The sequence below is a fragment of the Affinirhizobium straminoryzae genome (assembly GCF_007004135.1).
Lineage (GTDB): Bacteria > Pseudomonadota > Alphaproteobacteria > Rhizobiales > Rhizobiaceae > Neorhizobium > Neorhizobium straminoryzae.
Map to the genome: position 1 here is coordinate 15,553 of NZ_VJMG01000047.1, position 26,998 is coordinate 42,550.

General features: G+C 63.3%; 29 protein-coding genes and 1 pseudogene. 14 read left to right on the top strand and 16 right to left on the bottom strand.

Translation table 11 applies throughout. From position 1 onward, the window contains the following. Positions 1 to 225 precede the first annotated feature (225 nt). The 4 genes from FNA46_RS16005 to FNA46_RS16020 form a co-directional block, all read right to left on the bottom strand. Positions 226 to 630 (bottom strand): YkvA family protein, encoded by a 405-nt coding sequence (locus FNA46_RS16005; protein WP_143126371.1) that lies wholly within the window; start codon positions 628 to 630, stop codon positions 226 to 228. Between the two features lie 64 nt (positions 631 to 694). Further along, positions 695 to 997, bottom strand: a complete 303-nt coding sequence (locus tag FNA46_RS16010; protein WP_143126209.1) for a 4a-hydroxytetrahydrobiopterin dehydratase — start codon at positions 995 to 997, stop codon at positions 695 to 697. 13 nt (positions 998 to 1,010) lie between these two features. After that, positions 1,011 to 1,598, bottom strand: a complete 588-nt coding sequence (gene thpR / locus FNA46_RS16015; protein ID WP_143126210.1) for an RNA 2',3'-cyclic phosphodiesterase — start codon at positions 1,596 to 1,598, stop codon at positions 1,011 to 1,013. Positions 1,599 to 1,683: 85 nt separating this feature from the next. Then, a complete protein-coding gene (locus FNA46_RS16020) occupies positions 1,684 to 2,328 on the bottom strand; it encodes an arylesterase (RefSeq protein ID WP_143126211.1) in 645 nt (214 codons plus the stop codon). An 88-nt stretch (positions 2,329 to 2,416) separates the two neighbouring features. Here FNA46_RS16020 and FNA46_RS16025 point away from each other — a divergent pair, with 88 nt between their 5' ends. The 3 genes from FNA46_RS16025 to FNA46_RS16035 all read left to right on the top strand — a co-directional run bounded on the left by FNA46_RS16025 (position 2,417) and on the right by FNA46_RS16035 (position 6,599). Beyond that, positions 2,417 to 3,127, top strand: coding sequence for an ABC transporter ATP-binding protein (locus tag FNA46_RS16025; RefSeq protein ID WP_143126212.1), 711 nt, complete (start codon positions 2,417 to 2,419; stop codon positions 3,125 to 3,127). After that, positions 3,124 to 5,670, top strand: coding sequence for an ABC transporter permease (locus tag FNA46_RS16030; protein WP_143126213.1), 2,547 nt, complete (start codon positions 3,124 to 3,126; stop codon positions 5,668 to 5,670). Before FNA46_RS16025 ends, FNA46_RS16030 begins: the two co-directional genes overlap by 4 nt. A gap of 197 nt (positions 5,671 to 5,867) precedes the next feature. Then, a complete protein-coding gene (locus tag FNA46_RS16035) occupies positions 5,868 to 6,599 on the top strand; it encodes a Bax inhibitor-1/YccA family protein (RefSeq protein ID WP_143126214.1) in 732 nt (243 codons plus the stop codon). Between the two features lie 92 nt (positions 6,600 to 6,691). On the opposite strand, the gene FNA46_RS16040 is transcribed toward FNA46_RS16035, so the two are convergent. After that, positions 6,692 to 7,237, bottom strand: a complete 546-nt coding sequence (locus FNA46_RS16040) for a L,D-transpeptidase family protein (RefSeq protein ID WP_143126215.1) — start codon at positions 7,235 to 7,237, stop codon at positions 6,692 to 6,694. A gap of 117 nt (positions 7,238 to 7,354) precedes the next feature. On the opposite strand from FNA46_RS16040, the gene FNA46_RS16045 reads away from it, so the two are divergent. The 7 genes from FNA46_RS16045 (at position 7,355) to FNA46_RS16075 (ending at position 13,705) form a co-directional block, all read left to right on the top strand. Continuing rightward, positions 7,355 to 8,038: a response regulator transcription factor gene (locus FNA46_RS16045; RefSeq protein ID WP_143126216.1), complete on the top strand. Its 684-nt coding sequence runs from the start codon at positions 7,355 to 7,357 to the stop codon at positions 8,036 to 8,038. A gap of 15 nt (positions 8,039 to 8,053) precedes the next feature. Then, positions 8,054 to 8,509 carry a cyclic nucleotide-binding domain-containing protein gene (locus tag FNA46_RS16050; protein ID WP_143126217.1) on the top strand — a complete coding sequence of 152 codons (456 nt, stop codon included), beginning with the start codon at positions 8,054 to 8,056 and terminating at the stop codon, positions 8,507 to 8,509. Positions 8,510 to 8,629: 120 nt separating this feature from the next. Further along, entirely contained in the window at positions 8,630 to 9,535 is a 906-nt protein-coding gene (dapF, locus tag FNA46_RS16055; RefSeq protein WP_143126218.1) for a diaminopimelate epimerase, read from the top strand. Then, positions 9,532 to 10,806 carry a tRNA (N(6)-L-threonylcarbamoyladenosine(37)-C(2))-methylthiotransferase MtaB gene (gene mtaB / locus FNA46_RS16060; RefSeq protein ID WP_143126219.1) on the top strand — a complete coding sequence of 425 codons (1,275 nt, stop codon included), beginning with the start codon at positions 9,532 to 9,534 and terminating at the stop codon, positions 10,804 to 10,806. Before dapF ends, mtaB begins: the two co-directional genes overlap by 4 nt. A gap of 15 nt (positions 10,807 to 10,821) precedes the next feature. Next, the gene (gene ftsY, locus FNA46_RS16065; protein WP_143126220.1) at positions 10,822 to 12,420 is read left to right on the top strand and encodes a signal recognition particle-docking protein FtsY; all 1,599 of its coding nucleotides are present in this window, start codon (positions 10,822 to 10,824) and stop codon (positions 12,418 to 12,420) included. Between the two features lie 56 nt (positions 12,421 to 12,476). Then, positions 12,477 to 13,124, top strand: coding sequence for a septation protein A (locus FNA46_RS16070; protein ID WP_143126221.1), 648 nt, complete (start codon positions 12,477 to 12,479; stop codon positions 13,122 to 13,124). Further along, the gene (locus FNA46_RS16075) at positions 13,121 to 13,705 is read left to right on the top strand and encodes a DUF2585 domain-containing protein (RefSeq protein ID WP_143126222.1); all 585 of its coding nucleotides are present in this window, start codon (positions 13,121 to 13,123) and stop codon (positions 13,703 to 13,705) included. Before FNA46_RS16070 ends, FNA46_RS16075 begins: the two co-directional genes overlap by 4 nt. Before the next feature lie 6 nt (positions 13,706 to 13,711). Here FNA46_RS16075 and FNA46_RS16080 read toward each other — a convergent pair whose 3' ends face one another. From FNA46_RS16080 to ccmA, 7 genes and pseudogenes are all read right to left on the bottom strand, one after another. Further along, the gene (locus tag FNA46_RS16080; RefSeq protein WP_143126223.1) at positions 13,712 to 14,014 is read right to left on the bottom strand and encodes a HigA family addiction module antitoxin; all 303 of its coding nucleotides are present in this window, start codon (positions 14,012 to 14,014) and stop codon (positions 13,712 to 13,714) included. 29 nt (positions 14,015 to 14,043) lie between these two features. Further along, positions 14,044 to 14,325: pseudogene (locus FNA46_RS16085) on the bottom strand (type II toxin-antitoxin system RelE/ParE family toxin). Positions 14,326 to 14,392: 67 nt separating this feature from the next. After that, entirely contained in the window at positions 14,393 to 14,998 is a 606-nt protein-coding gene (locus FNA46_RS16090; RefSeq protein ID WP_143126224.1) for a DsbE family thiol:disulfide interchange protein, read from the bottom strand. Beyond that, positions 14,995 to 15,180 (bottom strand): heme exporter protein CcmD, encoded by a 186-nt coding sequence (ccmD, locus tag FNA46_RS16095; RefSeq protein WP_143126225.1) that lies wholly within the window; start codon positions 15,178 to 15,180, stop codon positions 14,995 to 14,997. Before ccmD ends, FNA46_RS16090 begins: the two co-directional genes overlap by 4 nt. A 2-nt stretch (positions 15,181 to 15,182) precedes the next feature. After that, positions 15,183 to 15,941: a heme ABC transporter permease gene (locus FNA46_RS16100; RefSeq protein WP_143126226.1), complete on the bottom strand. Its 759-nt coding sequence runs from the start codon at positions 15,939 to 15,941 to the stop codon at positions 15,183 to 15,185. 44 nt (positions 15,942 to 15,985) lie between these two features. Next, the gene (gene ccmB, locus FNA46_RS16105; RefSeq protein WP_143126227.1) at positions 15,986 to 16,645 is read right to left on the bottom strand and encodes a heme exporter protein CcmB; all 660 of its coding nucleotides are present in this window, start codon (positions 16,643 to 16,645) and stop codon (positions 15,986 to 15,988) included. Next, a complete protein-coding gene (gene ccmA / locus FNA46_RS16110) occupies positions 16,642 to 17,292 on the bottom strand; it encodes a heme ABC exporter ATP-binding protein CcmA (RefSeq protein ID WP_143126228.1) in 651 nt (216 codons plus the stop codon). The genes ccmB and ccmA overlap by 4 nt, the downstream gene beginning before the upstream one ends. Positions 17,293 to 17,556: 264 nt before the next feature. On the opposite strand from ccmA, the gene acnA reads away from it, so the two are divergent. From acnA to FNA46_RS16125, 3 genes are all read left to right on the top strand, one after another. Further along, positions 17,557 to 20,253: an aconitate hydratase AcnA gene (gene acnA, locus FNA46_RS16115; protein WP_143126229.1), complete on the top strand. Its 2,697-nt coding sequence runs from the start codon at positions 17,557 to 17,559 to the stop codon at positions 20,251 to 20,253. Positions 20,254 to 20,447: 194 nt separating this feature from the next. Further along, complete coding sequence (locus FNA46_RS16120) at positions 20,448 to 21,200, top strand: DUF1223 domain-containing protein (RefSeq protein WP_425468771.1); 753 nt, start codon at positions 20,448 to 20,450, stop codon at positions 21,198 to 21,200. A 307-nt stretch (positions 21,201 to 21,507) separates the two neighbouring features. Beyond that, complete coding sequence (locus FNA46_RS16125) at positions 21,508 to 21,891, top strand: DUF2794 domain-containing protein (protein ID WP_143126230.1); 384 nt, start codon at positions 21,508 to 21,510, stop codon at positions 21,889 to 21,891. 74 nt (positions 21,892 to 21,965) lie between these two features. Here the strand turns inward: FNA46_RS16125 and FNA46_RS16130 are convergent, their stop codons facing one another. Next, positions 21,966 to 22,523: a GNAT family N-acetyltransferase gene (locus FNA46_RS16130; RefSeq protein WP_143126231.1), complete on the bottom strand. Its 558-nt coding sequence runs from the start codon at positions 22,521 to 22,523 to the stop codon at positions 21,966 to 21,968. 160 nt (positions 22,524 to 22,683) lie between these two features. After that, positions 22,684 to 24,093 carry a 3-isopropylmalate dehydratase large subunit gene (leuC, locus tag FNA46_RS16135; RefSeq protein ID WP_143126232.1) on the bottom strand — a complete coding sequence of 470 codons (1,410 nt, stop codon included), beginning with the start codon at positions 24,091 to 24,093 and terminating at the stop codon, positions 22,684 to 22,686. Between the two features lie 358 nt (positions 24,094 to 24,451). On the opposite strand from leuC, the gene ppk2 reads away from it, so the two are divergent. Next, entirely contained in the window at positions 24,452 to 25,357 is a 906-nt protein-coding gene (ppk2, locus tag FNA46_RS16145; protein WP_143126233.1) for a polyphosphate kinase 2, read from the top strand. 12 nt (positions 25,358 to 25,369) lie between these two features. Here ppk2 and FNA46_RS16150 read toward each other — a convergent pair whose 3' ends face one another. Together FNA46_RS16150 and FNA46_RS16155 are read right to left on the bottom strand one after the other, a co-directional pair. Continuing rightward, positions 25,370 to 26,185 (bottom strand): amino acid ABC transporter permease, encoded by an 816-nt coding sequence (locus FNA46_RS16150; RefSeq protein WP_143126234.1) that lies wholly within the window; start codon positions 26,183 to 26,185, stop codon positions 25,370 to 25,372. Between the two features lie 6 nt (positions 26,186 to 26,191). Further along, the gene (locus tag FNA46_RS16155; RefSeq protein WP_143126235.1) at positions 26,192 to 26,998 is read right to left on the bottom strand and encodes a basic amino acid ABC transporter substrate-binding protein; all 807 of its coding nucleotides are present in this window, start codon (positions 26,996 to 26,998) and stop codon (positions 26,192 to 26,194) included.

Consider the following 26,998-nt stretch of genomic DNA (forward strand, 5'->3'; position numbering starts at 1 on the left):
TGGTTACCAAATCGTCAACAGAGAGGAATCGTCGGCTGTTTGGCATGCGGACTGGGAAAGGTGCAGGCGAAAAGACCTTTTGACAGGACATGGATCGCAACAGCCCCGGATCGTCGTCCGGAGCTTCAATGATGGGATGAATCGGGCAAGAGTTTGGCCGCCATACGCTCTGAAGCGGCATGCCTTCGCACACTGCGACCGGAAGAGGGAAAAGATACAGCCACCTCAGCCTGTGGCTGCAGTCCTCGTCGGATCGAGATCGGGATCGTTGGCGAGCGCCCGGTCGGCCGCCTGATAATGCTCGTCCTTGATATGCGCCTGGATCATCCGGAAGGCGGCCGCCAGAACGGCCACGTCATCGGTGAAGCCCACCATCACGAACATGTCCGGGATAAGGTCAAAGGGCAGCACGAAATAGCCGAGTGCCGCAAGAAGCACGCCGCGTACGCGGGTCGGCGTCTGCGGATCGATCGCACAATAATAGGCGGCCGCGACATCGCGGCTGAAGGGGATGACGCGCAGCGCCTTCTTCAGCGTAGGCCAGAACGAGCGCCGTACCCGGGCCTCCTGACGGGCCTGGGTTTCTTCGTCTCCCGGCATCAGAATTTCCCCGATCTTGACCTCATCCACGGTCTTCATCCCTTCCACGTTCAGCATGGTGCTGGAACGCATATGGGAAGGCAGCGTTCCCGCGTCAATTGCGGGCGCGGGCGGCCTTGTCCATCAGCCGGGCAAGGCGAAGGTCGCGCTCGGTCAGCCCGCCGCTGTCATGGGTGGTGAGCGTCACGGAAACACGGGAATAGACATTCGACCATTCCGGATGATGGTCCAATTTTTCCGCCGACAGCGCGCATTCGGTCATGAAGGCAAAGGCGGCGCGGAAATCGGCAAACTTGAAGTTTCGCAATATCGAACGTCCGTCCGGCGCCAGTTCCCAGCCCTCAATTTCCGCAAGCGCCGCCTCGATGGCGGCGGGTTCGAGAAGGGGATCACGCACGGTCGCAACTCCCTCAGTAAAGCTGGCTTTCGGCGTGCCGGCCGGCGTCCCGCCAGGCAGAGCGGCTTTCCTGCAGCGGAAACACCTCTTCCGTCAGGTAGGGACCGCCGCCCACCGATTCCTTCGACGACATCAGCACGAAACGCCCGACGGTGAAGGGCGTGGTGTGGAAGTTGCCGCGGCCTGAAAGATAATGCACGACATCGTCCAGACGGGAGGACTTCAGCCGGGCCAGCGTGACATGCGGGGTGAACTTGCGCGGATCCGGCGGCAGACCGACACGCTGGCAGATCCGCTCGATTTCCGCCTGCAGGGCATTCATCTCCGGCGAGGGAGACACGCCCGCCCAAAGGGAATGAGGCTTCTTCGATCCGAAGGAACCGATGCCGCTGAGGCTGATCTGGAATTCCTCCCGATCGATCCTGTCCAGCCGATTGACGATCTCGTCGGCAGTACGGTTGTCGATATCACCGATGAAGCGCAAGGTAATGTGGTAATTCTCGACGTCGATCCAGCGCGCACCTGGAAGTCCGCCACGCAGCAGGGAGAGGCTCATGGCGGCATTGCGCGGGATTTCGAGGGCGGTGAAAAGTCTCGGCATAGCGAACCTCCTCGAATCTCTTGCGATAGCCGTAGCGGAACACGCATCGGCCTTGCGCGCAAGCACCAATTTTTGCCCTGCACAATCAACCGTCTTTGGGCAGAGCCTTGATGAAGGCCTCCACGGCCGGCAGCGAACGGTCGACCATCACTCCGACACCCTTCTCGTTCGGGTGCATGCCATCCGAGAGTTGCAGCTCCTTGTGCGTCACCACGCCGTCGAGGAAGAAGGGGTAGAGCGGCACGCCATATTTCTGTGCAAGCCGCGGATAGATGCCGTTGAACTTCTCCGCATAATCGCTGCCCATGTTCGGCGGCGCCATCATGCCGACCAGAAGAACGGGGATCTTGCGTTCCCTGAGGCGCGCCAGCATGGCGTCCAGATTGCTTTCGGTCTGCTCGGGCGGAATGCCGCGCAGTGCGTCATTGGCGCCGAGTTCAAGGATGACGCCATCCGTGCCATCTTCCACGGACCAGTCCAGCCGGGAAAGGCCGCCAGACGTGGTATCGCCGGATACGCCGGCATTCAGCACAGCCACGTCATGACCGCGCAACTCAAGTGCGCCTTCCAGCTGCGCCGTGTAGGATTGCGAGGGCGACAGCTGGTAGCCCGCCATCAGGCTGTCACCCATTCCGACGATCTGCAGGGTCTTCGCCTCTGCCGATGCAAGGCCCGCCATCGCAAGCAGGGCAATGACAATCACGTGAAGCCGGGCTGCTTTGAATTTCATGAAATCCATCCCTAGATTGAACAGGTCCGCCGTACTGCGGCAAACGTAGCTTCGAAACAGTTCAGTCGCCAATATAGGATCGTTTGCCGTGGCAAGAACCATCATCACCCTGAAGAAGGCTGATCTGACGCTCGGCAGCGCGGCCGCCGCCGTGCATGTGCTGAAGGGCATCGACCTGAAAATTGGCGAAGGTGAGGCCGTTGGCATCGTCGGGCCGTCCGGTTCAGGAAAGTCGACGCTGCTGATGGTGCTTGCCGGTCTCGAGCGGCTGGACAGTGGGGAGATCCACATGCTGGACACGCCGCTGCACACGCTCTCCGAGGATGCGCTGGCGGATTTTCGCGGCCGCAACATCGGCATCGTCTTCCAGTCCTTCCACCTGATCGCCAACATGACGGCGATCGAGAATGTTGCCGTGCCGCTGGAACTGGCGAACGTGCGCAATGCCTTCGATATCGCAAAGCGTGAACTGACGGCGGTGGGCCTTGGCGAGCGTCTGACCCATTATCCGGGCCAGCTCTCCGGCGGCGAGCAGCAGAGGGTGGCGATTGCCCGCGCGCTCGCGCCCTCGCCTGCCGTGCTGATTGCCGATGAGCCGACCGGCAATCTCGACACGGAAACCGGCCGCCAGATCGCCGACCTTCTGTTTGCCAAGCAGAAGGAGCGCGGCATGACGCTGATGCTGGTGACGCATGACACGGCGCTCGCCGCCCGCTGCACCCGGCAGATCCGCGTGCGCTCCGGCGAGATCGCCGCCGACAGCCTGAACAGCGTCAGCCCCGCGGCGGCCTTCGCATGAACGGTGCCGGTTTTCCCCGTATCTCCATCGCCTGGAGGCTCGCGCTGCGCGAGCTGCGCGGCGGGCTGTCCGGTTTCTATATCTTTCTGGCCTGCATCGCGCTCGGCACGGCGGCCATTGCCGCGGTCAATTCCGTCTCGCGCGCCATTACCGGGGCGATCGCAACGCAGGGCCAGTCGCTGCTTGCCGCCGACGCGCGCTTCGAGCTGAACAACCGGGAAGCAACCGCACAAGAGCGCACCTTCCTCGACACGCTGGGCCAGGTCTCTGTCTCCACGGGGCTTCGCTCCATGGTGCGCCTGCCAAACGGGTCGCAGCAGGCACTGGTCGAGGTGAAGGCCGTCGACGGGGCGTATCCGCTTTATGGCGGCGTGGTGACAAATCCGCAGCGCCCGCTCTCCGACCTGCTTGGCAGAGAGGGTGATGCCTTCGGGGCGGTGGCGGCGCCGCTGCTGCTGGAGCGGCTCGGCATCGAAGCCGGGCAGGAGCTTCTCATCGGCAATGCCCGCATCCGCATCACCGCCGCCCTGGTCACCGAGCCAGATGCGCTGTCTGAAGGGTTCGGCTTTGCACCACGCCTGATGCTGAGCCGCGAGGCACTGATTGCCTCGGGCCTGATCCAGACCGGAAGCCTTGTCGAGCACTCCTACAAGGTGAAGATGCCGGCGCCCCTGTCCCGCGCTGCCCTGACGGAGAAGGCCAACGCCGCCTTTCCGGCCGCGGGCTGGTCGATTCGCACGGCCGACCGTGCCGCGCCGTCGCTGACGGAGAATGTGGAACGCTTCTCGCAATTCCTCACCCTCGTCGGGCTGACAGCGCTGATCGTCGGCGGCGTCGGCGTCGCCAATGCGGTCAGGGCCTTCCTTGACGCCAAGCGAACCACGATCGCGACCTTCAAGTGCCTGGGCGCGCCGGCCTTTGTCGTCACGCTGATCTATCTCTTCCAGATCCTGATGATCGGTGCGATCGGCATTGCCATCGGCCTCGTGGTCGGGGCGGCGGCTCCCTTTGCTGCCCTGGGTTTCCTGAAGGATATTCTCCCGCTGCCAAAGGAGACGGCCTTCTACCCGTCCGCGCTCGGCCTTGCCGCGCTGTTTGGCCTGCTCACCACCTTCACCTTCGCCGTTCTGCCGCTTGGCCATGCACGCGAAGTGCCGGCAACCGCCCTGTTTCGAGAACAGAGTTTCGACCAGAGCCGCCTGCCCTCCTGGCCCTATCTGCTCGCCGCCGGTACGGCACTTGCCGCGCTTGCGGGCCTTGCGATCCTCGCCGCCGAGGACCGCTTCATCGCGGTCGTCTTCCTCGGCGCGGTGGCGGGTGCCTTCGTGCTGCTGCGGCTGGTCGCGGCCGGGATTGCCGCGCTCGCGCGCCGCGCGCCGCGCGTCTCCTCCCCGGCGCTGCGGCTGGCGATCGGCAATATCCACCGGCCGGGCGCGCTCACGCCATCGGTGGTGCTGTCGCTTGGGCTCGGCCTTGCGCTGCTCGTGACGCTGTCGCTGATCGACGGCAATCTGCGCCGCCAGCTGACAGGCACGATGATGCAGGAGGCGCCGAACTTCTTCTTCGTCGACATCCAGAGCAACGAGCGCGAGGGCTTCCTCGACGTGCTGGAGCAGCAGGCACCGAAAAGCGCGATCACGCAGGTGCCGATGCTGCGCGGTCGCATCATGGCCTTCAACGGCCAGGATGTGGCAAAGATGAACGTGCCGCCCGGCGGGCGCTGGGTTCTGCGCGGCGATCGCGGCATTACCTATGAGACGACGCTGCCCACCAATTCGCGGCTGACGGAAGGGAACTGGTGGCCGGAGAACTACGAGGGCGAGCCGCTCGTCTCGTTTTCGGCGCGCGAAGCGACGGAACTCGGCCTGAAGATCGGCGACACGGTGACGGTCAATGTACTCGGCCGCAACATCACCGCCCGCATCGCCAATTTCCGCGCCATCCAGTGGGAATCGCTGTCGATCAACTTCGTGATGGTGTTCTCGCCGAACACCTTCCGCGGCGCGCCGCATGCCTGGCTTGCAACGCTGAGCGATGCCTCGCTGACCCCGCAGCAGGAAGGCGCGATCCTGCGGGCCGTCACCAATGCCTATCCGACGATTACCAGCGTACGGGTAAAGGACGCGCTCGACATGGCCGAAGGCCTGCTCGGGCAGCTGGCGACGGCGATGCGGGCGGCGGCGGCCGTCGCGCTGATCGCCTCCGTCCTCGTGCTGTCGGGGGCGCTCGCGTCGGGCAACCGGGCCCGCACCCATGATGCGGTGATCCTCAAGACGCTGGGCGGCACCCGCGCCATGCTGATGCGCGCCTTCAGCTACGAATACATGATCCTTGGCGCCGCCACCGCCATCTTCGCGCTTCTGGCGGGCGGCCTCTCCGCCTGGTTCGTCGTCAGCCGCATCATGCGCCTGCAATCGACCTTCCTGCCGGACGTGGCGGCGGCGACGCTGATCGGCGCGCTGATACTGACAGTCGGCATCGGGCTTGCCGGCACCTGGCGGGTGCTGGGCCAGAAGGCCGCACCGGTGCTGCGGGAACTCTAGGAGCAATCGAGGGTTGTCGACGGCGCCGCCGGATTAAATCTTCGTCACTTTCGCGAATCGGAGCTGATTCGGGTTCCCGCCACTTGAACGCACGGGCGGGACAGCGCATATTTCAGGCATGCTTGCTGAGGCTCCGCAGCGGCGCCAGGGTTTCAAGGCCCGACACCGTAGCAACACCGGAGCTTTGAGAGGACGATATGTCTGAACGTTACAACTTCCAGAGCCGTGCCCAATCGGCCGCAATGATTGACGAAGGCCTTCGCAGCTACATGCTGAAGGTCTACAACCTGATGGCGCTTGGTCTGGTCATCACCGGCCTGGCAGCCTTCGGCACCTGGCAGCTTGCCGTCGCAGACGGCCATCTGACGCCGTTCGGCGTGGCGCTCTACACGAGCCCGCTGAAGTGGCTTGTGATGTTCGCTCCGCTGGGAATGGTCTTCTTCCTCAGCTACCGCATCAACAGGATGAGCGTGTCAGCGGCGCAGACCACCTTCTGGGTTTATGCCGCACTGATGGGCCTGTCGCTGTCCTCGGTCTTCCTCGTCTTCACCGGCCAGAGCATCGTGCAGACCTTCTTCGTGACCGCCGCCTCCTTCGGCGCCCTGTCGCTCTACGGCTACACGACGAAGCGTGACCTGACGGCCATGGGCTCGTTCATGATCATGGGTCTGTTCGGCCTGATCATCGCCTCGATCGTCAACATCTTCCTGGCCTCCTCGGCCGTCGCCTTCGCCATCTCGGTGCTGGGCGTGCTGATCTTCGCCGGCCTCACCGCCTATGACACGCAGAAGATCAAGGAAATGTATTTCGATGGCGACGACGCCGCCGTGATGGGCCGCAAGGCGATCATGGGTGCGCTGACGCTCTATCTCGACTTCGTCAACCTGTTCATGTTCCTGCTGCAGTTCCTGGGCAACCGCAACAACTAAGCGGCCCGAACGGAAATCGGTTCGACACCAGACGGAAAGGCGGTCCTTCGGGGCCGCCTTTTTTCATGGCGAGGGAGGTCGGCCGGACGCGTTCAGCCGATCACCGTGACCATGGTGCCCGACCGCAGATGCGGCAGCAGACGGCGCATGTCGCGGAGACTGACGGCAATGCAGCCGGCCGTCGGCTCATAGCCGGGGCGGATCAGGTGGAAGAAGATCGCCGAACCGCGGTTGCGGCGGCGCTCCGTCACGTTCCAGTCGAGCACCAGGCAGATGTCGTAGAGGCCGTCGGTGCGGGAAAGCACCTCATGGCTCGGCACGAAAGGGGTTCGAACGGGCCGGTTGTAGGACGAATGGCCGGGATCATCGCACCACAGCATGTCCTTGCGGATGCGTCTGAAGGGCAGCGCCGTCGGCGGCAAGCGCAGGCGATCGCCCCGGACAAAGCCGTAAAGCAGCCGCATGGTGGCGATCGGCGTGGCACCATCGCCCTCCCGTTTGCGAGCGGTTGTTCCAGAACGGCCGAGCGCTGCTGGCACCGTCAATGGGCCGATGCTCACGAAACCGCGAGCGCGATTTGATGGCGCGGTGCGAACAACCAGCGCATTTCCCTTGCGAAGGGGGTTTATCCCACCCATTTCTCACACACATTGTTGCTTTCGACAGGAATTCGTTTGAAGTGATAGCACAATGTCACGTGCAACGAAGCGCCTCTCCGCCATTGGCGGACGGGCCAACGGAAAGGCAAAGACGGCATGGCAGCCCGCACCATTCTGCTGGTGGATGACGATGACGACCTGCGCGAGACGCTGGTGGAACAGCTTTCCCTCTATGAGGAATTTGCGCTGGTGCAGGAAGCGAATGCCACGCGTGCCATGGCAACCGCGAAATCCCGCCAGATCGACCTGCTGATCATGGATGTCGGCCTGCCGGACATGGACGGCCGCGAGGCCGTGAAGCTGCTGCGCAAGGCGGGCTTCAAGGCGCCAATCATCATGCTGACCGGCCACGATACGGATTCCGACACGATCCTCGGTCTGGAAGCCGGCGCCAACGACTATATCACAAAGCCCTTCCGCTTCGCCGTGCTTCTGGCGCGCATCCGCGCCCAGTTGCGCCAGTACGAGCAGAGCGAGGACGCCACCTTCACGGTCGGCCCCTACCTGTTCAAACCGAGCCAGAAGCTCTTGACCACCGAGGACGGCAAGAAGATCCGGCTGACGGAAAAGGAAGCGGCGATCATCCGCTATCTCTACCGCGCCGGCCAGAAGGTGGTGACGCGCGACGTGCTGCTGGAAGAGGTCTGGGGCTACAATTCCGGTGTGACGACCCATACGCTGGAAACCCATGTCTATCGCCTGCGCCAGAAGATCGAGCGCGATCCGTCCAATGCGGAGATCCTCGTCACCGAAAACGGTGGCTACAAGATCGTTCCCTGACCGGAAGGACAGCCCATGGCGCTCAGCGACGACATTCGCCTTCTCTCCGAAGTGCCCCTCTTCCAGGGGCTCGATGAAGACCAGTTGCGGCTGGTCGCCTTCGGGGCGGAGCGGCGCAATGTCAGCAAGGGCCAGGAACTGTTTCGCGAACGCTCGCCCGCCGAATGCGCCTTCGTGGTGGCGCGCGGGCGTATCGATCTCTACACCGAGGGCCGCGACGGCATTGCGGACCTCAGCCGCTCGGTCGGTCCGGGTACTCTCCTCTCCGAGCTTGCGCTGGTGACCATGGTGGAGCGAAAATTCACCGCGATCGCTGCAGAGGATGGCGAGGTTCTGCGCATCGCCCGCACGCTGTTCCACCGGCTGCTGGAGGAATATCCGTCGGTGGCCGCCGTCTTGCAGGAGCGGATCCGGCAGAACCTTGCGCGGCTTGCGGCAGAGGCGCTGGCGCAGCAGCATCGCTTTGCCTGAAGGGCCGAACCGGCCCCTTTGTACGAGGTTGCCCGGCATGCGCCGAGCGCACTGGAAATGCCGGCATTTTTCCGCCATATAGCCCAAAACGACGGACATCGGTCCGAAAGGTGGCTTTCCATGGTACAGACGGTCGAATTCGCGAAGATGAACGGGCTTGGCAACAAGATCCTCGTCGTGGATATGCGCGGCCGTTCCGACCGGGTGACGCCCGAGGCCGCGATTGCGCTGGCAGCCGATCCCGAGACCGCCTTCGACCAGATCATGGCGATCCACGATCCGAAGATCGCCGGTACCGACGCCTATATCGACATCGTCAATTGCGACGGCACGCGCGCCCAGGCCTGCGGCAACGGCACGCGCTGCGTGGTGCAGGCGCTTGCCGCCGAGACCGGACGGAGAACCTTCACCTTCCAGACGCTGGCCGGTATCCTGACGGCAGAAGATCATGCCGACGGCACGATCTCCGTCGACATGGGCAAGCCCGTGTTCCAGTGGGACAAGATCCCGCTGTCGGAGGAGTTTGCCGATACCAGCCGCATCGAGCTGCAGATCGGCCCGATCGACGCCCCCGTGTTGCATTCGCCCGCGGTAATGTCCATGGGCAATCCGCATGCGGTCTTCTGGGTGGATCGCGACCCGATGAGCTTCGATCTCGACCGCTTCGGCCCGCTTCTCGAAAACCACCCGATGTTTCCGGAAAAGGCCAATATCACGCTGGCCCAGGTGATCTCGCCGACCGAAATGGTGACACGCACCTGGGAGCGCGGCGCGGGTCTGACGCTCGCCTGCGGTTCCGCCGCCTGCTCCGCCGGGGTCTCCGGCGCGCGCACGGGACGCACGGGCCGCACGGTCACCATCACCGTCGCCTCCAGCCCCAATCGCGGCAAGCTGACGATCGAGTGGCGCGCCGACGACCATGTGATCATGACCGGCCCGGCCGAATGGGAATGGTCCGGCCGTCTCGACCCCACGACCGGCCGCTTCGCGCGCGACCCGGAGGCAGCCGAGGCCATGGTCCCGTGAGCGGCGTCGAGGTCATCACCTTCGGCTGCCGGCTCAACACCTATGAATCCGAGGTCATGCGGGCGGAGGCCGAAAAGGCGGGGCTGAACAATGCCATCCTCGTCAACACCTGCGCGGTGACGGGCGAAGCGGTGCGCCAGGCGCGGCAGGCGATCCGCCGGGCGCGGCGGGAAAACCCGCATGCCCGCATCATCGTGACCGGCTGCGCGGCCCAGACCGAAGCCGGCACGTTCGGCGCGATGGCGGAGGTGGATGCGGTTCTCGGCAATGAGGAAAAGCTGAAAAGCGCCGCCTATCGCGCCCTGCCGGATTTCGGTGTCTCGGCGGAAGAGAAGCTGCGCGTCAACGACATCATGAGCGTGAAGGCGACGGCGCCGCAGATGGTGCGCCACATCGATGGCCATGTGCGCGCCTTCATCCAGGTGCAGAACGGCTGCGATCACCGCTGCACCTTCTGCATCATTCCCTATGGTCGCGGCAATTCCCGCTCCGTGCCGATGGGCGCTGTGGTGGAGCAGGCCCGCAGGCTTGTCGCCGAAGGCTACCGCGAAATCGTGCTGACGGGCGTCGATGCCACAAGCTACGGCGCGGACCTGCCGGGCCAGCCGACGCTCGGGCTGCTGGCAAAGACGCTTCTGAAGCAGGTGCCGGACATAGAGCGCCTGCGCCTCTCCTCCATCGACAGCATCGAGGCGGACCGTCATCTGCTCGACCTCATCGCCGAGGAGGCGCGCTTCATGCCGCATCTGCACCTGTCGCTGCAGCATGGCGACGACATGATCCTGAAGCGCATGAAACGGCGGCATGCGAGCGCCGACGCGCTGGCCTTCGTGGAGCAGGTGCGCCGGCTGCGGCCGGAAACGAGTTTCGGCGCCGACATGATCGCCGGTTTCCCGACCGAGACCGAGGACATGTTTTCTAATGCCGTGCGGCATGCCCAAGACTGCGGCCTCTCCTTCCTGCATGTCTTTCCCTATAGCCCGCGCCCCGGCACGCCGGCGGCGCGCATGCCGCAGCTCGACCGCGCGCTCGTCAAGGAACGGGCAGCACGGCTGCGCGCCACGGGCGAGCAGTTGACCGCGGCCCATCTCGACCGGATGGTCGGCACGCGCCAGACCCTTCTGGTGGAAATGAGCGGCTTCGGCCATACCGAGAATTTTTCGCTGGTCGCGGCACCCGGTTTGACGCCGCGCGATCTGGTGCCGGTCACCATTACCGGCCACAATGGCAAACATCTGACAATGCAGGTTGCCGCTGCCTGTGCAGCGTGACGGAACGGATCATTCATGGCGCTGGGTTTCATCAAAAAAGTCTTCTCGTTCGGCAAGGACAAGCCGGCCACGGAAGACGACAAGGCACCGGAAGGTCTGACGGTCGAGGAACAGGCAGCCATCGCCGCCGAGGCCGAACCGCATGCCCGCAGCGAGGATCTGCCGGTCTCGCCGGTCGACCCGGTCTCGCTTGCCGAAATGGAAACGGCCGGCGGCCCGGCGGATGACGATGCGGATGACGCCGCCGATCTGCTGACGGCAGCCGCAGCCCCCGGCGACCTCGGTATGGTGCCGCTGGCGCTGCTGGAGGCGGAAGAAGACGCCGTTGCGCACCCCCCTGGTGATGTGCCCGCGACGCCCCCCTCTGCCCTGCCGGGCATCTCCCCCTCAAGGGGGGAGATCGACTCGCAGCAAGGGGACGGATCCCTCACCGACGCTGCGCATGTTGAAGCGTCACGGGAAGAGCCGGATTCCTCCAACCGGGATTTGGTTGGGGAAAGCAAAAGCCCGGAAGCGATCTCCCCCCTTGAGGGGGAGATGTCCGGCGGGACAGAGGGGGGTGACGCGTCTGCTGCCGTTTCCTCTTTCTTGACCGAGGCGGAAACACCACCGCTGACCGCCGACCCCGCCCTTCCCAAGGGTTTTGCCACGCGCAAAGTGGAAGCGCCGGTGGTGGAGGCAGCGCCGCAGCCAAAACTCTCCTGGTTCCAGAAGCTGCGGCAGGGCCTGTCGCGGACGTCAGCGCAGCTGACCGGACAGATCGCCGCCCTCTTCACCAAGCGCAAGCTGGACGAGGCCACGCTGGAGGAGCTGGAAGACCTGCTGATCCAGGCCGATCTCGGTGTCGAGACCGCGATGCGCATCACCGACACGCTCTCGTCCGAGCGCTACGGCAAGGACGTGACGGGCGAGGACGTCTCGCGCATCATGGCGACGGAGATCACCAAGGTGCTGACACCGGTGGCGAAACCGCTGGAACTCGATCTCTCGCACAAGCCGCACGTCATCCTCGTCGTCGGCGTGAACGGCACCGGCAAGACGACGACGATCGGCAAGCTGGCGGCAAAACTTTCCGGCTCCGGCCTCAAGGTGATGCTGGCGGCGGGCGACACCTTCCGTGCCGCAGCCATCGAGCAGCTGAAGATCTGGGCCGACCGCACCAACTCGGAATTCATCGGCACCAGGCTCGGCGCCGATGCCGCGGGCCTTGCCTATGACGCCTTCGAACAGGCGCGGGCGAAGAAATGCGACGTGCTGATCATCGATACCGCCGGCCGCCTGCAGAACAAGGCGGAACTGATGGCGGAGCTGGAAAAGATCGTCCGCGTGCTCGGCAAGCTCGATCCGGATGCGCCGCACACGGTGCTGCAGACGCTGGACGCCACGACCGGCCAGAACGCCATGAACCAGGTGGAGATCTTCCGCAACGTGGCGGGCGTCGGCGGCCTGATCATGACCAAGCTCGACGGCACGGCGCGCGGCGGCATTCTGGTGGCGATTGCCGCCAAGCACAAGCTGCCGGTCTATTTCATCGGCGTCGGCGAAGGGATCGACGATCTCGAACCCTTCGAAGCCGGTGATTTTGCCCGCGCCATTGCCGGCCTGACGCATTGATGCCACAGATGGCGGGTTTGCATCGCAAACAGCCCAACGGAAGATGAAGACGATCCATGCAGAGCCTTGAAAGCGACACGACGCCGACCCGCCAGGAGAAGCAGCACCCGGGCCTTAAGCTTGCGCTGGAGATCGGGCCGCTGCTCGTCTTCTTCTTCGGCAATCTGCGCGGCGAGTGGCTGGTCCAGAAATTCCCCGCGCTCTCGGCGCTCGGCGGCCCGCTTCTGGTGGCGACCGGCCTGTTCATGGCGGCGACCGTGCTGTCGCTGGTCGTGTCCAAGATCGTGTTCCGCCATCTGCCGGTGATGCCCTTCGTCTCCGGCATCGTGGTGCTGATCTTCGGCGGCCTGTCGATCTGGCTGCAGGACGAGGTCTTCATCAAGATGAAGCCCACCATCGTCAACACGCTGTTCGGCGTGACGCTGCTCGTCGGCCTGGCGCTTGGCAAATCGCTGCTCGGCTATGTCTTCAACGCTGCCTTCCAGCTGACCGACGAGGGCTGGAAGAAGCTGACGCTACGCTGGGGCCTCTTCTTCCTGTTTCTCGCCGTGCTGAACGAAGTCGTCTGGCGCAATTTCTCCGATGCGGCCTGGGTGAACTTCAAGGTCTGGGGAACGATGCCGATCACGATTGCCTTCACGCTGGCGCAAATGCCGCTGATCATGAAGCACTCGCTGGAGCAACCGTCCGAGGACGGCAAGTGACGCTGGCGAAGGCTTCGCCTTCCCGCTCCCACGCCTTCTGGCTTTCGGTCGCCCTGATCCTTCTCACCGTCCAGATTGTCTCCGAACATCTGATGGGTCGGGTATGGATCTGCACCTGCGGTACCATCAAACTGTTCGAGCCGGGCGTGAACACGCCGGGCAATTCACAGCACATGGCCGACTGGTACACGCCCTCGCACATCATCCATGGCTTCCTGTTCTATGGCCTCGGCTGGCTGGTGCTGCGCAAGGCAGACCTTCCCAAACGGCTGGCGCTCGCCACCCTGATCGAGGCGGGCTGGGAGCTTCTGGAAAACTCGCCGATCATCATCAACCGCTACCGCTCCGCCACCATGGCGATCGGCTACGAGGGCGACAGCATACTCAACTCGGCGATGGACACCCTCTTCATGGCGCTCGGCTTCCTGTGTGCGGCGCGCGCCCCGATCTGGCTGACGGTCGCCATCGCGCTTGCCTTCGAACTGCTGACCGGTCTTCTCATTCGCGACAACCTGACGCTTAACGTGCTGATGCTGATCTGGCCGGTGGAGGCGATCAAGGCCTGGCAGGCAGGCGTGTAACGCCCTTTACGCGGCTTCGCCGAGCTCTGGAATCTTCGCCAGTTCGCTACCGAGTTCGGCGCTCTGCTTCTTGAGATGGTAGTTTGACTGAAGGTTAAGCCAGAGTTCGGGCGTCGTCCGGAAGAATTTGGCAAGCCGCAGCGCCGTATCCGCGCTGATGCCGATCTTCTCCGCCACGATGCGCTCGATGCGCGTCCGCGGAACCCTCAACGTCTTGGCCAGCGCATAAGCGGACATGCCCAGGGGTTCGAGATACAGATCTCTCAAAATCTCGCCCGAATGAATGGCTGGCGCCTTACTGAGCGTCATCTCGTATCTCCCACCTGTATGCACCGTCTTCAGTGGTCATCGACGATCTCGACCTCTTCCGCATCGCCGTCTTTCCAAATGAAACAGATCCGCCATTGAGCGTTGACGCGCACCGAATGCTGGCCTTCGCGGTCACCCGATAGCTTTTCGAGGCGATTGCCAGGCGGGGACCGAAGATCCTCCAGAGATCATGCCGCATCGATGAGGGTCAACAACTGCTGTGCACGACGAACAAGCTCGGCTGGAAAACCCTTTCCAATGGTTCCTGCATCGACGGCTTCGGTTCTTTTATCCCGGAACGAACGGATCATTCGCCGCCTCCATTGTTCGTATCCCACAGTGATACGCAGAGGAAGACAAGGGAAAGCAGGCCGCGTCTCAGCTTGACGGTTTGGCCAGGGCCTTCGCGATCGCCGGCAGCAGATCCTGCGTCACGCTGCGCTCGTCGAACGGGCCGACACGCTTGTAGAGAATGGTACCGTCGGTGCCGACCAGATAGCTTTCCGGAATACCGTAGACGCCCCAGTCGATCGCCGCCTTGCCGTTCGGATCGACGCCGATCGCCCGATAGGGATTGCCGAGTTCGCCGAGGAAACGCAGCGCATTGTCATTGCGGTCCTTGTAGTTGATGCCGACGATGGTGAGGCGCGGATCGGTGGCCAGTTGCTTCAGCAGCGGATGCTCCTGCCGGCAGGGCACGCACCAGGAGGCAAACACGTTGACGAGCGTGAGCTTGCCGCGAATGGCGGCATCGGTCAGCGCCGGCGTCTCGGACCCCTCCAGTGGCGGCAGCGAAAGAGAGGGGGCGGGCTTGCCGATCAGCGCGGAGGGAATGGCCGCGACATCCAGCCCGTTGACATCCTGGTCATAGAGCATCTTGCCGGCAATCGCGGCAAAGCCCGCAAACACCAGAAGCGGGATCAGCACCAGCACCCGGATCGCGCGACGGCGGGGAACGGCGTCCGGCTCGATCTCGCCGCTCACGACGCCGTCTTTCCGGTCGATGCAGAGGCCGGAGCGGCAGAGCGGCGGCGCAGGCCGGCCGCCTCCAGTTCCGCCAGTTCCCGGCGACGGGCGCGACCATCGGCGACAGTCCAGATCACCAGGGCAAGGATCACGACGGCCGCAACGCCATAGGAGGCCAGAACATAGAAGGCATGGGTCATGGTCAGTCTCCGCGGCCGGCGAGGCGGGCCGCCATGCGCCGCTGCGTTGCCACCCGGCGACGCCAGATCTCGTTGCGGATCGCCATGATGTGGAGGGTGAAGAAGAGTAGCGTGAAAGCCAGCGCCATCACGATCAGCGGGCGCAGGAATTCCGCATCGATGGTCGGGCCGCCCATACGGATCACGCTTGCCGGCTGGTGCAGCGTGTTCCACCAGTCGACCGAGAACTTGATGATGGGAATATTGACGAAGCCGACGAGGATCAGCACCGCCGAGACGCGGGCGGCGCGCGACGGATCGTCCATGGCGCGGTTGAGCGCGATCAGGCCGAGATACATCAGGAACAGGATGAAGACGGAGGTCAACCGCGCATCCCATACCCACCAGGTGCCCCACATCGGCTTGCCCCACAGCGAGCCGGTCACCAATGCCACCAGCGTGAAGGCAGCCCCCAGCGGCGCGGCAGCCTTGTGGCTGACATCGGCCAGCGGATGGCGCCAGACCAGCGTGCCGAGCGCCGAGAGCGCCATCACCGAATAGCACATCATCGACAGCCAGGCGGCCGGCACATGGATATACATGATGCGCACCGTATCGCCCTGCTGGTAGTCTCCCTCCGTGGTGAAGGCGAGTGTGAGGCCAAGCGCGAACAGCAGGCAACAGAGGCCGGCAAGCCAGGGCAGCACGCGTTCGGCGATCGCCAGGAAGCGCGTCGGGTTGGCGAGGTCGCTGAATTTGCGGATGGCAAGGCTTTCGGTCATGGCGTCCTTCTAAATCACGGCCGGTGGCCTGCACTTGATCCTAGTCAATCCCCGGCATTGCGCAACGCCAGGGCGGCACCTGCCGGCCCCAGCACGGCAAAAAACATCGTGATGGCCGTCAGGATCAGGAATGGCGGTAAAAAGGGCGCCGGATCCTCCACGGCCGCATAGGCCGCGCTGACCCCGAAGATCAGCACCGGAATGCAGAGCGGCAACACGAGGATGGAGACGAGCAGCCCGCCGCGCGGCAGCGTGACGGAGACCGCTGCCCCCACCGCGCCGATGAAGGTGAGCGCCGGCGAACCGACCAGCAGCGTCAGCATCACCGCACCGATCGCCACCTCGCTCATGTTCATGAACAGGCCGAGCAGCGGCGAGGCAATCACCAGCGGCAGCACGTTGGCGAGCCAGTGGGCAAGGCACTTGACCAGCACCGTCAGCACCAGCGGATGCTCCTGCATCAGCAGAAGATCGAGCGAGCCGTCGTCGCGGTCGGCCTGGAACATCCGGTCGAGGCCGAGCAATGCGGCCAGCAGGGCGCCGATCCAGACGATCGCCGGGCCGATGCGCGACAAGAGATTGAGATCCGGCCCGACACCAAAGGGAATGACGGCCACAACGGTCATGAAGAACAGGATGCCGATCAACGCACCGCCGCCGGCCCGGATCGACAGTTTCAGATCGCGAAGCAGAAGGGCGGTCATGCGAAGTCCTCCCCCGTTTCCGCATATTGAAACCCCTTCATCTCCAGCCGGTGGGCAGCGACGAGATCCAGCGGCTGGTGGGTGGCCGCGACGACCAGTCCGCCCCGACCCAGATGATCGCGAATCAGGCGGGCAAACAGCGCCTCCGCCGCGACATCCAGCGCAGCCGTCGGCTCATCCAGCAGCCAGACCGGGCGATGGGCGACCAGCAGCTTGGCAAAGGCCATGCGCCGTTGCTGGCCGGCCGAGAGATAGCCGAAGGGCAGATGCAGGATGGCTTCCAGTTCCACCGCCGCCGCCGCCTCGCCGATGGAAAGGCCGGTGCCGCCCGGCCTGTCGCAGAGGAAGGCGCGCCAGAAGCCGAGATTTTCCGCAACCGAAAGCTCCGGTTTCATGGCATTGCGATGCCCGAGATAGTGGCAGACTTCCCGCACCGGAAGCCCGGTTTCCGCCGGTTCTGCCTGCCAGAAAACACGGCCAGACGCGGGGCGCATCAGGCCCGCGACCACCTTCAGAAGCGTCGATTTTCCAGAGCCGTTGGGGCCGGTCAGAAGGAGCGCCTCTCCCGCCGTTAAGTTGAAGGAAATATTCGAGAAAATCAGGTCCTCGCCGCGATGCGCCGAGAGGTTTTCGGCGTTGAGCCGCATGATTTGAGCCTCTGGTATCCCGGCGGAACGCACTGCAAAAAAATCTCGCAATCTGCCCCTTCACCGTCTGGAACACTTCTTAGAAATTATCTATAAGCTTCGCAACCACGCCAGCGGCCGGCGTGATTTTCACTTTGCGCCGGACCTGAAGAAATTTCTTCTCGTGCGGACAGCGGAAATGGTCGCACCCGCATCCTGATGTGCATGTAGTGCATAGGCGTCCGCACGCGCGTGTTGGCTCTTGATATCAGCGGGGTTGTTTCCGTGACCAAATCTCTCGACAGCTTTCATTGCCGGTCGGTCCTGACCGTCGGCGGCAAGGACTACGTTTATTACAGCCTGCCGAAGGCGGAGGCCAATGGCCTTCCCGGCGTCTCCAAGCTGCCCTTCTCCATGAAGGTCCTGCTGGAAAACCTGCTGCGTTTCGAAGACGGCAAGTCCGTCACCAAGGAGCAGATCCTTTCGGTCGCCGAATGGCTGAACAACAAGGGCAAGGTCGAGAACGAAATCGCCTATCGTCCGGCGCGTGTTCTGATGCAGGACTTCACCGGCGTTCCGGCGGTGGTCGATCTCGCTGCCATGCGTGACGGCATCAAGTCGCTCGGTGGCGACCCGGAAAAGATCAACCCGCTGGTGCCCGTCGATCTCGTGATCGACCACTCGGTCATCGTCGACGAATTCGGCAACCCGAACGCCTTTGCCCGCAACGTGGAGCTGGAATACCAGCGCAACGGCGAGCGCTACCGCTTCCTGAAGTGGGGCCAGCAGGCCTTCAAGAACTTCCGCGTCGTCCCGCCCGGCACCGGCATCTGTCACCAGGTGAACTTCGAATATCTCGGCCAGACGGTCTGGACGAAGGACGAAGACGGCGAAACCATCGCCTATCCCGATACCTGCGTCGGCACCGATTCCCACACCACGATGATCAACGGTCTCGGCGTTCTCGGCTGGGGCGTGGGTGGTATCGAAGCGGAAGCCGCCATGCTTGGCCAGCCGGTCTCCATGCTGCTGCCGGAAGTCATCGGCTTCAAGCTGACCGGCACGCTGAAGGAAGGCGTCACCGCGACCGACCTCGTGCTGACCGTCGTGCAGATGCTGCGCAAGAAGGGTGTGGTTTCCAAGTTCGTCGAATTCTTCGGCACGGGTCTCGACACCCTGCCGGTTGCCGACCGTGCCACCATCGGCAACATGGGGCCGGAATACGGCGCGACCTGCGGCTTCTTCCCGGTCGATTCCGCCACCGTCGGCTACCTCGACATGTCCGGCCGCACCAAGGACCGTATCGCCCTCGTCGAAGCCTATTCCAAGGCGCAGGGCATGTGGCGCGAAGGTGACGGTTCCGACCTCGTCTTCACCGATACGCTGGAACTCGATCTCGGCGACGTCGTGCCGTCCATGGCCGGCCCGAAGCGTCCGGAAGGCCGCCTGGCCCTCGAAACCATTGCCCCGAACTTCGCAACCGCCCTCGAAGGCGATTACAAGAAGCCGGGCCAGCTCGATCAGCGCTGGGCTGTCGAAGGCACGGATTTCGATCTCGGCCATGGCGACGTGGCGATTGCCGCCATCACGTCGTGCACCAACACGTCCAACCCGAGCGTTCTGATCGCGGCCGGCCTTCTCGCCCGCAATGCCGTCGCCAAGGGTCTGAAGTCGAAGCCCTGGGTCAAGACCTCGCTGGCACCGGGATCGCAGGTCGTTGGCGAATACCTCGAAAAGTCCGGCCTGCAGAAGGAACTCGACGCGCTCGGCTTCAACCTGGTCGGCTTCGGCTGCACCACCTGCATCGGCAATTCCGGTCCGCTTCCGGCGCCGATTTCGAAGACGATCAACGACAAGGGCATCATTGCCGCCGGCGTTCTCTCCGGTAACCGCAACTTCGAAGGCCGCATCTCGCCGGACGTTCAGGCGAACTATCTGGCGTCCCCGCCGCTCGTCGTCGCCTACGCTCTCGCCGGCACGGTCCAGAAGGACCTGACCAGCGAACCGCTCGGCGAAGACCGTGATGGCAACCCCGTCTACCTGAAGGACATCTGGCCAACCTCTGCCGAAGTGCAGGAGTTCATCCAGAAGTACGTCACCCGCGAACTGTTCGAAACCAAGTATGCCGACGTCTTCAAGGGCGACGCCAACTGGCAGGCCGTGCAGGTTCCGGAAGGCCAGACCTATGCCTGGGACGACAAGTCGACCTACGTGCAGAACCCGCCCTACTTCGTCGGCATGCCGAAGAAGGCCGGCGTCGGCACCGACAACATCGTCAACGCCCGCGTGCTCGGCCTGTTCGGCGACAAGATCACCACCGACCACATTTCTCCGGCCGGTTCGATCAAGGCACAGTCTCCGGCCGGTGCATACCTGATCGGCAATGGCGTGTCCGTTGCGGACTTCAACCAGTACGGCACGCGCCGCGGCAACCATGAAGTGATGATGCGCGGCACCTTTGCCAACATCCGCATCCGCAACTTCATGCTCGGCCCGAACGGCAAGGAAGGCGGCTACACCGTCCACTATCCGTCCAAGGAAGAGATGTCGATCTATGACGCCGCCATGAAGTACAAGGCCGAGGGCGTTCCGCTCGTCATCTTCGCCGGCGTCGAATATGGCAACGGCTCCTCGCGTGACTGGGCTGCCAAGGGCACCAACCTGCTCGGCGTGCGCGCCGTGATCGCCCAGTCCTTCGAGCGCATTCACCGCTCGAACCTGGTCGGCATGGGCGTCATCCCCTTCGTCTTCGAAGAGGGCACCAACTGGCAGAGCCTGGACCTGAAGGGCGACGAGACCGTCACCATCGAAGGCCTCGATGGCGAGATCAAGCCGCGCGAATGGAAGATCGCCAAGATCACCTATGCCGACGGCACGGTGAAGGAGATCAAGATCCTGTGCCGCATCGACACGCTGGATGAGGTCATCTACGTCAACAATGGCGGTATTCTTCAGACGGTTCTGCGCGACCTCGCTGCCTGATCGCACGCAGAACGCATCGATTGCCGCCGGACACCTTGTCCGGCGGCATTTTTATGAGCAAGTTTCTCTGTCCTTCGTGTCTCACCCCCTTGTGACTTCCGCTTGATGGAGGTCACAGGTTAGGTTTCCCGCCACACAAAGATGATCCGCAGCAACAAAGACAAGACATGCTCCTCCAGAAGGCGAGACCGATGATGCTCACACGCTCTGCCGCGCTGCTGCTGGCAGTCGGGCTCTATGCCGCGCCGGCACTGGCCGGCGAGATGCAGACGCCACCGAAGGGGGTGGTGGAACTGTTCACCTCGCAGGGCTGCGCCTCGTGTCCGCCAGCCGATGCCGCGCTGAAGACGCTGGTGGAGCAGGGCGATGTGGTGGCGCTGTCCTATCACGTCGATTACTGGAACTATCTCGGCTGGACGGACACGCTGAGTTCGAAGGACAATACCGAACGTCAGTATGGCTATGCCCATTCCATGGGTCGCAGCGGAGTCTATACGCCGCAGGCGATCATCAACGGGCGCGACCACCTGAAGGGCACCGATGTGTCCGCAATCAACGGCAAGATCGACAGCCTGACGGCTGCCGGCCAGGGGCTGACGGTGCCGGTGAAGGCCCGGATGAACAATGACGAGATGGAGATCAGCATCGGCGAAGGCCAGGGCCGCGCCGATATCGTCGTCGCCTATTTCACCAAGCAGCAGCAGGTCGATGTGGCGCGTGGTGACAATGGCGGTCGCCAGATCGAATACTGGCACAGCGTCTACGATGTGCAGACCGTCGGCATGTGGGAAGGCAAGGCAATGACCATCACGCTGCCTGCAAAGACCATGGGCCGCTCCAAGAAGGATGGCTGCGCCATCCTGCTGCAGTCGTCGACCGCCAAGGGCGAACCCTCGGCAATCTATGGCGCGACGCTGGTGATGGCAGGCCGCAAACGCAGCAACTGACGGCAGAGAAAGTCCGGCCGGAAGGGTTGGGGGCTGGGGGTAAGGTCAACGCTCCCGACCGGACCAATGGCGCCTCGCGCCAACCGTCGCTGCGAAATCTGCCGGTCGATTCCGGCACTCTTTTGACCAAAATCAGGCGGAAAGCGGTTCATGTCCCGGCATGGTCGGCTGCCGGATCAGCCCTCGCGGGCGGTGGTCCGTGCGGGAACCGCCGATCTGCCGACGGGTTTCAGCCCGTGTCCGGCTTGCATTTTCCGCAGGCTGAGGCACACTGTCATTCATCTGTTACATGGCGTTGGGAGCCTTGATGACCGATCAGTCCGATTTGCCGGGTGGTTTTGCCGAGGGCGCTTCCGTCGTCGATCTCAACCAGTACCGCAAGGCAGCCGATCCTGCCCCCGTTACCTTTCACCGCCGCGAGCTCGACCAGATCCTGTGGATCTATGGCCGCATGGTGGGCGAAGGCGAGTGGAAGGACTATGCCATCGACCATCTGCGTGACAAGGCGGTGTTTTCCGTCTTCAAGCGCTCCGGCGAAATGCCGCTCTACCGCATCGAGAAGAACCCGAAGCTCGCCGCCAAGCAGGGCGCCTACAGCGTGGTCAACACGCATGGCATGATCCTGAAGCGCGGCCACGAGCTTGCCCAGGTGCTGAAGGTGTTCGACAAGGTTCTGAAACTGGTCGAGTGATCGCCTGAGCGACAGATCCGGCACCGCCACGGTGAGGGCCGTGACATCGACCACCAACGTCGGTTGCGGCAAAATTAGCCGGCGAAGAGATTACCCGGATAGGCATCGGGGTCGGGATGGGTGCCTGTGCCCTCCCCCAGTTCCCGCTGCATGAAGACCGTATCCAGCCATTGGCCATGCTTGTAGCCGGTGCCCTTCATGCGGCCGGCCATCTCGAAGCCAAGCGCGGCATGCAGCGCGACGGACGCGGGACTTGCGCCGCCGATCACCGCCGCCATCTGCCGGAAACCGAGCGCCGTCGTGCGGTCAATGAGGCCCGCCAGCAGCATCTTGCCGATGCCGCGACCGCGCGCATCGGCTGCCAGATAGATCGAATCCTCCACCAGCCAGCGATAGGCCGGCCGCGTGCGGAAGGCGGACGCATAGGCATAGCCGAGAAGCGTCCCCTCTTCAGCCTCCGCCACGATATAAGGATAGCCCTTCCCTGTGATCGCCTCGAAGCGGGCGGCCATTTCCGCCGCGTCCGGCGGCAGGATTTCGTAGCTTGCCGTGCCGTTCAGCACGCTGTCGCGGTAGATCTCGGTGATGGCGGGAAGGTCGGCAGGCAGGGCGTCGCGCAGGCGAAGGGTCATGGAAGCGGTCTGTCATGGTGTCAATGTGGGCGCCACAGTAATCAGGTCGCCTAGGACCGTGAAGTGGCTTTGCGGTGTCAGGGGCGCAAAAAGGAAAAGCCGCCGGGCTCTCGCGAAACCGGCAGCCTTCCCATGTCAGGCTCTCACAAGATCGAGAGGCTTATTTCCACGTGCGAATGTCGACGAAGTGACCGGCAATCGCCGCAGCGGCAGCCATAGCCGGGGAAACGAGATGCGTGCGGCCCTTGTAGCCCTGGCGTCCCTCGAAGTTGCGGTTCGAGGTGGACGCGCACCGCTCACCCGGCTTCAGGCGGTCGTCGTTCATGGCAAGGCACATCGAGCAACCCGGCTCGCGCCATTCGAAACCGGCTTCCTTGAAGATCTTGTCGAGACCTTCGGCTTCCGCCTGTTCCTTCACGATGCCGGAGCCCGGAACGATCATCGCAGACACGCTGGCGGCCACCTTGCGGCCCTCGACGACCTTGGCTGCGGCACGCAGGTCTTCGATACGGCCATTGGTGCAGGAGCCGATGAAGACGCGGTCGATCGCGATGTCGGTGATCTTGGTGCCCGGCTTCAGGCCCATATAGTCCAGCGCGCGCCACTTGGAGGTGCGCTTGTTCTCATCCTGGATGTCATCCGGGTTCGGAACCACGCCTTCGACGGAAATGACGTCTTCCGGCGAAGAACCCCAGGAGACGATCGGCGGCAGGTTGGCAGCGTCCAGCACCACGACGCGGTCGTAATGGGCGCCCTCATCCGAATGCAGCGTCTTCCAGTAGTCGAGCGCCATGTCCCAGGCCTTGCCCTTCGGAGCGCGCGGCTTGTCCTTGATGTAGTCGAACGTGGTTTCATCCGGCGCGATGAGACCGGCGCGGGCGCCGCCTTCGATCGTCATGTTGCAGACGGTCATGCGGCCTTCCATCGAGAGCGAGCGGATCGCTTCGCCGGCGAACTCGATGACATGGCCGGTGCCGCCGGCAGTGCCGATCTCGCCGATGATGGCGAGGATGATGTCCTTGGCGGTGACGCCTTCCGGCAGCTGGCCATCGACGCGCACCAGCATGTTCTTGGCCTTTTTCTGCACCAGCGTCTGGGTGGCGAGAACATGCTCGACTTCCGAGGTGCCGATACCGTGCGCCAGCGCGCCAAAAGCGCCGTGCGTGGAGGTGTGGCTGTCACCGCAGACGATGGTCATGCCCGGCAGGGTAAAACCCTGTTCGGGGCCGACGATATGGACGATGCCCTGGCGCTTGTCCTTTTCCGAGTAATACTCGACGCCGAAATCCTTGGCGTTCTGGGCGAGCGCCTCCACCTGAACGCGGCTTTCCTCGTTCTTGATGCCGATGTGGCGATCCGGCGTGGTGGGCACGTTGTGGTCGACCACGGCGAGCGTCTTTTCCGGCGCGCGAACCTTGCGGCCGGCCATGCGCAGGCCTTCGAAAGCCTGCGGCGACGTCACTTCGTGAACGAGGTGACGATCGATGTAGAGAAGACAGGTGCCGGTGTCATCGGTGGAAACGACGTGATCGTCCCAGATCTTGTCATAGAGAGTACGCGGTGCGCTCATGGCTGCCATCCATTTGGTGTCGGAAAACAAGGGATTTGAATTCGGCAGCATCGGCTGCCGCAGGTCACGCGATCAGGCGTGACGAAGTCGGCTGTTCAGAGCACCGGAAATGCGCGCGAAAAACCGTGCCGGCAGACGCTTGTGGTCCTGCAGCACGATGTAACGGTTCGCGAGGCATCCGAATTTTGATCCCATGTCCGAACCTGTAACAGTTTTCCCGCTTCTCGGCAATCCGGCGCAACCACGCTCGACGACCGCATTCGACCATCCTGGCACGGCCAATCCAACCTGTCGCGCGATTGTCATACGCGCTTTGCCATTTCATGCTTCTTCTGCGGCAGGAACAGGAGTGATCGCGATGACCCCACCCATGCAGGATGAAGTGAGCCGTCTCAAGGCAGAGATCGTTGACAGTTTCGATGAGGAACTGGAGCTTCAGCTGGAGGAAGAACGGCTGGAGGATCTGGTCGAGGAAGGCCTGTCGGAGCCGACACTGGAACGCCGCACCTATTTCCGCGAGCTGTTCAAGCTGCAGCACGAGCTGGTGCGTCTGCAGGACTGGGTGCAGTACAAGCAGCTGAAGGTCGTCGTGCTGTTCGAAGGCCGCGATTCCGCCGGCAAGGGTGGCGCCATCAAGCGCGTCACGCAGCGGCTCAACCCGCGCGTCTGCCGGGTGGTCGCCCTTCCCGCCCCGACCGAGCGCGAGCGCAGCCAGTGGTATTTCCAGCGCTACGTCCCGCACCTGCCCTCTGCAGGCGAAATGGTGCTGTTCGACCGCTCCTGGTACAACCGCGCCGGGGTGGAGCGCGTGATGGGCTTCTGCACGCCGGACCAGGTCGAGGAATTTTTCCGCGACGTGCCGGACTTCGAGCGCATGCTGGTGCGCTCTGGCATCATCCTGCTCAAATACTGGTTCTCGATTACCGACGAGGAACAGGAATTCCGCTTCCGCATGCGCATCAACGACCCGCTGAAGCAGTGGAAGCTCTCGCCGATGGACCTCGAAAGCCGCGTCCACTGGGAAGACTACACCCGTGCCAAGGAAGAGATGCTGGAGCGCACCCACATTTCCGAGGCGCCGTGGTGGGTGGTGCAGGCGGTCGACAAGAAGAAGGCGCGCCTCAACATGATCGCTCATCTTCTCGAGCAGATCCCCTATGAGCATGTGCCGAAGGAAGCAATCGAGCTTCCAGCCCGCGTCCGCCATTCGGATTACATCCGCCACCCGGTGCCGGCGAACATGTATGTACCGGAAAAATACTGATTTCGAAATCGCTTAGCCTCTGGAGCCGGCGCCAAGGCGCCGCTCCACCCGCCTCAGCAGCATCGAGAGCCCGATAGTGAGAATGAGGTAGACATAGGCGAGAATCGAATAGGTCTCGAAGAAGCGGAAGGACCCGGAGGCATAGACCTTGGCCATCTGCGTGATGTCGGAGACGCCGAGCACCGAGACGAGCGAACTATCCTTCACCATCGAGACGAAATCGTTGGAAAGCGGCGGAAAAATCACCTTCAGCGCCTGCGGAAACACCACCAGCCGGAACCGCTGGAACCGCGAAAGACCCAGCGCCTTGGCGGCATCGATCTGGCCCTGGTCGATCGACTGGATGCCGGCGCGGAAGATTTCCGCGATGAAGGCGCTGTAGCCGATCATCAGCGCGATGATGGCCCGCCACATCAGCGAGAAATCCCGCACCAGCAGCGCGGGCAGCAGCCCCTTCTCGATCAGCGGCGCGGCGAGGAAGGCATAAGCGCCCATGATGGCCGGCGCGCCGACGAAGGCGACGTAGAACAACAGCACCAGGATCGGGATGCCGCGGATCGTCTCGATGTAGAAGCGAGCGGCCTGCCTGAGCGCAAGGCTGCCGGAAAGGCCTGCCAGCGCTACACCAAGTCCGAGCGCGGTTGCCAGCACAAAGGCCGTCAGCGCCACCCCGATGGTGATGCCGATCCCCTTCGTCACCACGAGGAAGACCTGGCCATAGAGATCGTTGACGGCAATCACGATGGCAAGGCAGGCCATCATCAACCCAAGGGCCACGGCCCACCAGGGGAAATCCCGGCGGGCCTCACCGCGCGGCGCGGTCGCCATCCGCCTTCATTCCCCCATCTTGTAATCGAGGAACCATTTCCTGTTCAGCCGATCAAACGTGCCGTCCGCCTTCAAGGCGGCAATGGCGGCATTGACGGGGGCAACCAGATCGGAGCCCTTCTTGAAGATGAAGCCGAAATCCTCCGAGCCGAGCGGGCCACCCACCAGTTTCAGTCCACCCTTGGAGGTATCGACATAGCCTTGGCCGGCCGTGCCGTCCGTCAGCACCATGTCGACATCGCCCGCCTTCAGCGCCTGCACCGTGGCGCCGAAGGTTTCGAACAGCTTGATGCGCGGATTCTGCTCGTTGCCGTCAAGCACTTCATAGACGGCCGTGTAGAAGGGTGTGGTACCAGGCTGGGCGCCGATCAGAGCATCCTTGAGCGCGGCAAAGCCCTTGGCGTCGGAAAAGCGCTTCTCATCGCCGCGCACCAGCATGAACTGCTGCGAACGCATGTAGGGATCGGAGAAGTCCACCTTCTCCTTGCGGTCTTCCTTGATGGTGATGCCGGTCATGCCGACATCGTACTGGCCGTCGGACACGGCCTGGATCATCGCATCCCAGGAGGTGTTCTGGTAGGTGATCTTCGCGTTCAGGCGCTTGCCGATCTCCTCCATCGCATCATACTCCCAGCCGATCTGCTTGCCGCTCTTGGGATCGACGAACTGCAGCGGCGGATAGGCATTTTCCGTCACCACCACGATGGTGCGGCCCTTCAGATCCGGCAGGCCGGCGGCGGTTGCAAGACCGGCAGCAAGCGGTGAAAGGGCAAGGGCGGAAAACCCGGCAAGAAGCGAGCGGCGGCGGATCAT

Bases quoted from the DNA above. Each gene is read 5' to 3' on its own strand.
- thpR (WP_143126210.1), bottom strand. From the start codon at position 1,598: ATGCCGAGACTTTTCACCGCCCTCGAAATCCCGCGCAATGCCGCCATG.
- FNA46_RS16020 (WP_143126211.1), bottom strand. From the start codon at position 2,328: ATGAAATTCAAAGCAGCCCGGCTTCACGTGATTGTCATTGCCCTGCTT.
- FNA46_RS16030 (WP_143126213.1), top strand. From the start codon at position 3,124: ATGAACGGTGCCGGTTTTCCCCGTATCTCCATCGCCTGGAGGCTCGCG.
- FNA46_RS16035 (WP_143126214.1), top strand. From the start codon at position 5,868: ATGTCTGAACGTTACAACTTCCAGAGCCGTGCCCAATCGGCCGCAATG.
- FNA46_RS16040 (WP_143126215.1), bottom strand. From the start codon at position 7,237: ATGGGTGGGATAAACCCCCTTCGCAAGGGAAATGCGCTGGTTGTTCGC.
- FNA46_RS16045 (WP_143126216.1), top strand. From the start codon at position 7,355: ATGGCAGCCCGCACCATTCTGCTGGTGGATGACGATGACGACCTGCGC.
- FNA46_RS16050 (WP_143126217.1), top strand. From the start codon at position 8,054: ATGGCGCTCAGCGACGACATTCGCCTTCTCTCCGAAGTGCCCCTCTTC.
- dapF (WP_143126218.1), top strand. From the start codon at position 8,630: ATGGTACAGACGGTCGAATTCGCGAAGATGAACGGGCTTGGCAACAAG.
- ftsY (WP_143126220.1), top strand. From the start codon at position 10,822: ATGGCGCTGGGTTTCATCAAAAAAGTCTTCTCGTTCGGCAAGGACAAG.
- FNA46_RS16070 (WP_143126221.1), top strand. From the start codon at position 12,477: ATGCAGAGCCTTGAAAGCGACACGACGCCGACCCGCCAGGAGAAGCAG.
- FNA46_RS16080 (WP_143126223.1), bottom strand. From the start codon at position 14,014: ATGACGCTCAGTAAGGCGCCAGCCATTCATTCGGGCGAGATTTTGAGA.
- ccmD (WP_143126225.1), bottom strand. From the start codon at position 15,180: ATGACCCATGCCTTCTATGTTCTGGCCTCCTATGGCGTTGCGGCCGTC.
- FNA46_RS16100 (WP_143126226.1), bottom strand. From the start codon at position 15,941: ATGACCGAAAGCCTTGCCATCCGCAAATTCAGCGACCTCGCCAACCCG.
- ccmB (WP_143126227.1), bottom strand. From the start codon at position 16,645: ATGACCGCCCTTCTGCTTCGCGATCTGAAACTGTCGATCCGGGCCGGC.
- ccmA (WP_143126228.1), bottom strand. From the start codon at position 17,292: ATGCGGCTCAACGCCGAAAACCTCTCGGCGCATCGCGGCGAGGACCTG.
- FNA46_RS16120 (WP_425468771.1), top strand. From the start codon at position 20,448: ATGCTCACACGCTCTGCCGCGCTGCTGCTGGCAGTCGGGCTCTATGCC.
- FNA46_RS16125 (WP_143126230.1), top strand. From the start codon at position 21,508: ATGACCGATCAGTCCGATTTGCCGGGTGGTTTTGCCGAGGGCGCTTCC.
- FNA46_RS16130 (WP_143126231.1), bottom strand. From the start codon at position 22,523: ATGACCCTTCGCCTGCGCGACGCCCTGCCTGCCGACCTTCCCGCCATC.
- leuC (WP_143126232.1), bottom strand. From the start codon at position 24,093: ATGAGCGCACCGCGTACTCTCTATGACAAGATCTGGGACGATCACGTC.
- ppk2 (WP_143126233.1), top strand. From the start codon at position 24,452: ATGACCCCACCCATGCAGGATGAAGTGAGCCGTCTCAAGGCAGAGATC.
- FNA46_RS16150 (WP_143126234.1), bottom strand. From the start codon at position 26,185: ATGGCGACCGCGCCGCGCGGTGAGGCCCGCCGGGATTTCCCCTGGTGG.
- FNA46_RS16155 (WP_143126235.1), bottom strand. From the start codon at position 26,998: ATGATCCGCCGCCGCTCGCTTCTTGCCGGGTTTTCCGCCCTTGCCCTT.